The sequence below is a fragment of the Streptomyces sp. NPDC034670 genome (assembly GCF_055574875.1).
Genome location: NZ_JBVITR010000057.1, coordinates 28,285 through 33,822 on the forward strand (window position 1 = coordinate 28,285; position 5,538 = coordinate 33,822).

The window sequence follows — 5,538 nt, forward strand, 5'->3', positions numbered from 1 at the left end:
GCGTGGTAATTGGCTGCGTCCATCTCCTCTCCCCATCCGCGCACTCCCCCCCCCCCCCCCCCCCCCCTGTTCGGTGGTCCCCCCCCCCCCCCCCCCCCCCCAGCACTGCGCACCCTGCGCTCTCCGCACCCGCGCCCCCCGCACACGGCCTTCGGTCCGAAGGCCGCAGCTGCCTACTGGCCACCCTTCTGAACGAACGACCTCACGAAGTCCTCGGCGTTCGCCTCGAGCACGTCGTCGATCTCGTCGAGGACGTCGTCCACGTCGTCACTCAGCTTCTCGTGACGCTCCTTGAGCTCCTCCGAAGCCTGCGCCTCCTGCGCCTGCTCCTCGACCTCCTCCGTGGACCGGGTGGCCTTCTGCTGTCCGCCGCCGGTGTCCTTGGTCGCCATCACCCTCACCCCGCTCGGTTCGCCCGACACAGTTGCTCGGTCAAGACCGGACCCTACAAGCCGGGTCCGACAACGCCCCCGTAGTTGCTCCAACGTACGGGGACCATCTCGATGATTCCCGGACCGGGGGTTTTCCACCCCGTCCGGCCGGCCCTTCCCGGGTACCCGTGGGTACCCGCTCTGCCCCGGATCACCCCCCGGACAACACCCTGACCAGGTCCTCCGCCGTGCGGCACCGGTCCAGGAGCGCCTTGACGTGATTACGCGTTCCGCGAAGCGGTTCCAGGGTCGGGACCCGCTGGAGCGAGTCCCGGCCCGGCAGATCGAAGATCACCGAGTCCCAGGAGGCCGCCGCGACGTCGTCGGCGTACTGCTCCAGGCACCGTCCGCGGAAGTACGCGCGGGTGTCCTCGGGAGGCGCCGTACGGGCCCGCTCGACCTCCGCCTCGTCCAGCAGCCGCTTCATCCTGCCCCGGGCCACCAGACGGTTGTACAGGCCCTTGTCGGGGCGCACGTCGGCGTACTGGAGGTCCACCAGGTGCAGCCGGGCGGCGTCCCAGTCCAGGTCGTCCCTGCGCCGGTAGCCCTCCATGAGTTCCCGCTTGGCGACCCAGTCCAGCTCGCCGGCCAGGCTCATCGGGTCGTTCTCCAGCCGGGTGAGGGTGTCCTCCCAGCGCGCCAGGACGTCCTTGGTCTGGTCGTCGGCGTCCGCCCCGAACCGCTCCTCCACGTACTTGCGGGACAGCTCGAAGTACTCCATCTGGAGCTGCACCGCGGTGAGCGTCCGCCCGCTGCGGAGCGTGACGAGCCGCTTCAGCGACGGATCGTGCGAGACCTGGTGCAGGGTGCGCACCGGCTGGTCGACCGCCAGGTCCACGGCGATGAAGCCGTCCTCGATCATGGACAGCACCAGCGCCGTCGTGCCCAGCTTCAGGTACGTCGAGATCTCCGACAGGTTCGCGTCGCCGATGATCACGTGCAGCCGGCGGTACTTCTCGGCGTCGGCGTGCGGCTCGTCGCGGGTGTTGATGATCGGGCGCTTCAGCGTGGTCTCCAGGCCCACCTCGACCTCGAAGTAGTCCGCCCGCTGGCTGAGCTGGAAGCCGTGCTCGTGGCCGTCCTGGCCGATGCCGACCCGGCCGGCGCCGGCGAAGACCTGGCGGGAGACGAAGAACGGCGTCAGGTGGCGCACGATGTCCGAGAAGGGGGTCTCCCGCTTCATCAGGTAGTTCTCGTGCGTGCCGTAGGAGGCGCCCTTGTTGTCGGTGTTGTTCTTGTAGAGGTGGATCGGCTGGGCCCCGGGCAGCTGAGCGGCCCGGTCCGCCGCCTCGGCCATGATCCGCTCGCCCGCCTTGTCCCACAGGACGGCGTCCCGCGGGTTGGTGACCTCGGGGGCGCTGTACTCGGGGTGGGCGTGGTCGACGTAGAGCCGCGCACCGTTGGTGAGGATCACATTGGCCAGGCCGATGTCCTCGTCGGTGAGCTGGCTGGCGTCGGCGGCCTCGCGGGCCAGGTCGAAGCCTCGCGCGTCCCGCAGCGGGTTCTCCTCCTCGAAGTCCCAGCGGGCCCGGCGGGCCCGGTGCATCGCGGCCGCGTAGGCGTTCACGATCTGGGACGAGGTGAGCATGGCATTGGCGTTGGGGTGGCCGGGGACGGAGATCCCGTACTCCGTCTCGATGCCCATTACTCGCCGTACGGTCATGCGGCCCTCCTTGCCCGGCGGCGTCCCCGGTCGGGGACGCTGCTGCTCCGCCGGCGCTCCGGTGCGTGTGCGGTGCCCGTCCCCGCAGTGCGCGACTCGGCGGTACGGAAGAGCCTAGAACGCCTTTGCGCTGGTGGGGAGATCATTTGCGTCATTGCTGTGCTCCAGCCGTGGCCCGAAAAAGCACACGGCTGCGGGTACCCGTCGGAGGCACCCGCAGCCGCCCTGGCTTTTACAGGTACTGGCCGGTGTTCGCCACCGTGTCGATGGAGCGTCCGGTGTCCGCACCCTGCTTTCCGGTGATGAGGGTACGGATGTAGACGATCCGCTCGCCCTTCTTTCCGGAGATGCGGGCCCAGTCGTCCGGGTTGGTGGTGTTGGGCAGGTCCTCGTTCTCCTTGAACTCGTCCACACAGGCCTGGAGCAGGTGGGAGACGCGAAGGCCCTTCTGGTTCTTCTCGAGGAAATCCTTGATCGCCATCTTCTTGGCGCGGCCCACGATGTTCTCGATCATGGCGCCGGAATTGAAGTCCTTGAAGTAGAGGACTTCCTTGTCGCCGTTGGCGTAGGTGACCTCCAGGAAGCGGTTCTCCTCGGATTCGGCGTACATCTGTTCCACGGCGGTCTGGATCATGCTCTGGACCGTCATGGCCTTGTCGCCGCCGTGCTCGGCGAGGTCGTCGCCGTGCAGGGGGAGGCGCTCGGTGAGGTACTTGCCGAAGATGTCCTTGGCCGCCTCGGCGTCGGGACGCTCGATCTTGATCTTCACGTCCAGCCGGCCGGGCCGCAGGATGGCGGGGTCGATCATGTCCTCGCGGTTGGAGGCACCGATCACCACCACGTTCTGCAGGCCCTCCACGCCGTCGATCTCGGCGAGCAGCTGCGGGACGATGGTGTTCTCCACGTCCGAGCTGACGCCGGAGCCACGGGTGCGGAAGAGGGACTCCATCTCGTCGAAGAAGACGATGACGGGGGTGCCCTCGCTGGCCTTCTCCCGGGCCCGCTGAAAGACCAGGCGGATCTGCCGCTCGGTCTCGCCGACGTACTTGTTCAGCAGCTCGGGGCCCTTGACGTTGAGGAAGAAGCTCTTGCCTGCGGCCTGGCCGGTGACCTCGGCGACCTTCTTGGCCAGCGAGTTGGCGACGGCCTTGGCGATGAGCGTCTTGCCGCATCCGGGGGGCCCGTAGAGCAGCACGCCCTTGGGCGGCCGCAGTTCGTGCTCCTTGAACAGGTCGGGGTAGAGGTACGGCAGCTCGACCGCGTCACGGATGGCCTCGATCTGGTTGCCGAGACCGCCGATCTGCTCGTAGCCGATGTCCGGGACCTCCTCGAGGACGAGTTCCTCGACCTCGCTCTTGGGCACGACCTCGTAGACGTAGCCGGAGCGGGGTTCCAGCAGCAGGGAGTCGCCGGGGCGGATGGTGACGTCCAGCAGCGGCTCGGCGAGCCGTACCACCCGCTCCTCGTCGGTGTGCCCGAGCACCAGGGCCCGCTCGCCGTCCTCCAGGATCTCCTTGAGGGTGACGATGTCGCCGACGCGCTCGAACTCCATGGCCTCGACCACGTTGAGCGCTTCGTTGAGCATCACTTCCTGGCCGCGCCGGAGCTCGTCGAGCTCGACGCTGGGGCTGACGTTCACCCGGAGCTTGCGGCCGCCGGTGAAGATGTCGGCCGTGCCGTCCTCGTTCGCCGTGAGGAAGACCCCGAAGCCGGCCGGGGGCTGTGCGAGCCGGTCGACCTCCTCCTTGAGGGCCACGATCTGGTCACGGGCCTCGCGGAGCGTGCCGGCGAGTCGTTCGTTCTGGGCGGACACGCCGGCCAGGTTGGTCTGCAGCTCGACGATCCGCTCCTCGAGAATCCTCGTGTGTCGCGGAGAGTCGGCGAGCTTGCGTCGCAGGACGGCGATCTCCTGCTCAAGGTAGGCGATCTGCCCGGACGGGTCGTCGGACCCGCGTCCCGGGCGGATGCCGCGGTTCATGTCGTCGTCGTGGGCTGCCACGGTCCTCACCTCCTCCAAGGGGAGCTGGACGCTTCCAGACCCTACCTGGGTGGGTGTCGATTGAAACCCCTAGATCACAAAGACGGTCGGGGTGTGTCCGATCTTCACCCTTGCGCTCTCCCTCACGCCAGGGGAATACCCACGGAAAATGATCGGAACCCAGTCGGAGGTAGGGTCGACGTGTTCAACACCCGTCGGAGCTGGCCTGATTCCCACCCGGCCCGATACGGAAAACAGCAAGGGAGATGAGCGTGCAGCAGGAGGCCGACGTCGGCGGCGAGGCCCTGGAGGTCTGGATCGACCAGGACCTGTGCACGGGTGACGGCATTTGCGCCCAGTACGCGCCCGAGGTGTTCGAGCTGGACATCGACGGCCTGGCCTACGTGAAAGGTCCGCAGGACGAACTGCTGCAGGACAGGGGCGCGACAACACCCGTACCGCTGCCGCTTCTCACCGATGTGATCGACTCCGCGAAGGAGTGCCCGGGCGAGTGCATCCACGTGCGCCGCGTCGCGGACGGCGTCGAGGTGCACGGACCGGACGCCGAGTGAGGGCCGTGACACGAGGTGTCACCGCCGCCTGACGTCCCCTGCTCCGGGGCGCACGCCTCCGACGCGCGCCCGCGCGCAGGTCACACGCTCTTGGCGCCGGACGGGGCGGACCGCACGAACGCGCCGTTCTCCCACCGCCACTTCACGCTCTCGCGCACATCGGGGCAGCAACTGGGGACGTCGGCCGACGAGTAGCCGAGGAGTTCGGCGGTGACGCCGCCGTCACGCACGGCGAGGTCGTCGGCGTTCGTGCGGTCCGCGGGGTCGACGAGCGTGGCGACGACGCGCGGCGCGCCGCCTTCCCCGGTCCCGGTCAGGACGTACACGCCGTCGGGCGGGGTGCCCATGGAGGCGTCGCAGTGGACGACCGCCACCGTCTCCGGGCGTCCGTCGCCGTCGAGGTCGCCGGACGCCTGCTTCTTCACCACGGCCTCCACCGGGCCGCACGCGAGCGGGAACTCGGCGGCCGCCGGGTCCGGCGGGGCCACGCCGGCCGGGGCGCTCCTCGTCTGGGGCGCGGGTGTCTGGGCCGCGGTCGCGGCACCGGGTTGCAGGACCGAGGCGAGGGCCACGACACCGGCGACGGCCGTGGCGGTGGCGACCCAGTGGATCGGGCGGGTGTGCGTGTGGGCGAGCTCCGGGACGGCGGAAGAAGACTGCACGAGGAGTGTCTCCTGTGAGGGCTGTGCCGGCGGGGTGGCCAGCATCGTGCCACACGTCACACCGCGGCGGAACGGCGGGGTGCGTGCGGTTCCGGGGCCGGGGGAACCGGAACCGGTCGGGGGTTCTCCCGCCCCGCGCCAACGTGAGGGCGCCGGGGGGGGGGGGGGGGGGGGGGGGGGGGGGGGGGGGGGAAGGGGGGGGGGGGGGGTGGGGGGGGGGGGGGGGGCGGGA

General features: G+C 69.6%; 5 protein-coding genes. 1 reads left to right on the plus strand and 4 read right to left on the minus strand.

The window, feature by feature from the left end:
• Positions 1–173 precede the first annotated feature (173 nt).
• The 3 genes from ACZ56B_RS28270 to arc form a co-directional block, all read right to left on the minus strand.
• Complete coding sequence (locus tag ACZ56B_RS28270) at positions 174–392, minus strand: ubiquitin-like protein Pup (RefSeq protein ID WP_184766655.1); 219 nt, start codon at positions 390–392, stop codon at positions 174–176.
• Between the two features lie 190 nt (positions 393–582).
• On the minus strand, positions 583–2,094 hold the full coding sequence (gene dop, locus ACZ56B_RS28275; protein ID WP_468796443.1) for a depupylase/deamidase Dop: 1,512 nt from the start codon (positions 2,092–2,094) through the stop codon (positions 583–585).
• Positions 2,095–2,326: 232 nt separating this feature from the next.
• A complete protein-coding gene (gene arc / locus ACZ56B_RS28280; protein ID WP_468796445.1) occupies positions 2,327–4,093 on the minus strand; it encodes a proteasome ATPase in 1,767 nt (588 codons plus the stop codon).
• A 245-nt stretch (positions 4,094–4,338) separates the two neighbouring features.
• Here arc and ACZ56B_RS28285 point away from each other — a divergent pair, with 245 nt between their 5' ends.
• A complete protein-coding gene (locus tag ACZ56B_RS28285) occupies positions 4,339–4,644 on the plus strand; it encodes a ferredoxin (RefSeq protein ID WP_468796447.1) in 306 nt (101 codons plus the stop codon).
• 80 nt (positions 4,645–4,724) lie between these two features.
• Here ACZ56B_RS28285 and ACZ56B_RS28290 read toward each other — a convergent pair whose 3' ends face one another.
• A complete protein-coding gene (locus ACZ56B_RS28290) occupies positions 4,725–5,351 on the minus strand; it encodes a hypothetical protein (protein ID WP_468796469.1) in 627 nt (208 codons plus the stop codon).
• Positions 5,352–5,538 lie beyond the last annotated feature (187 nt).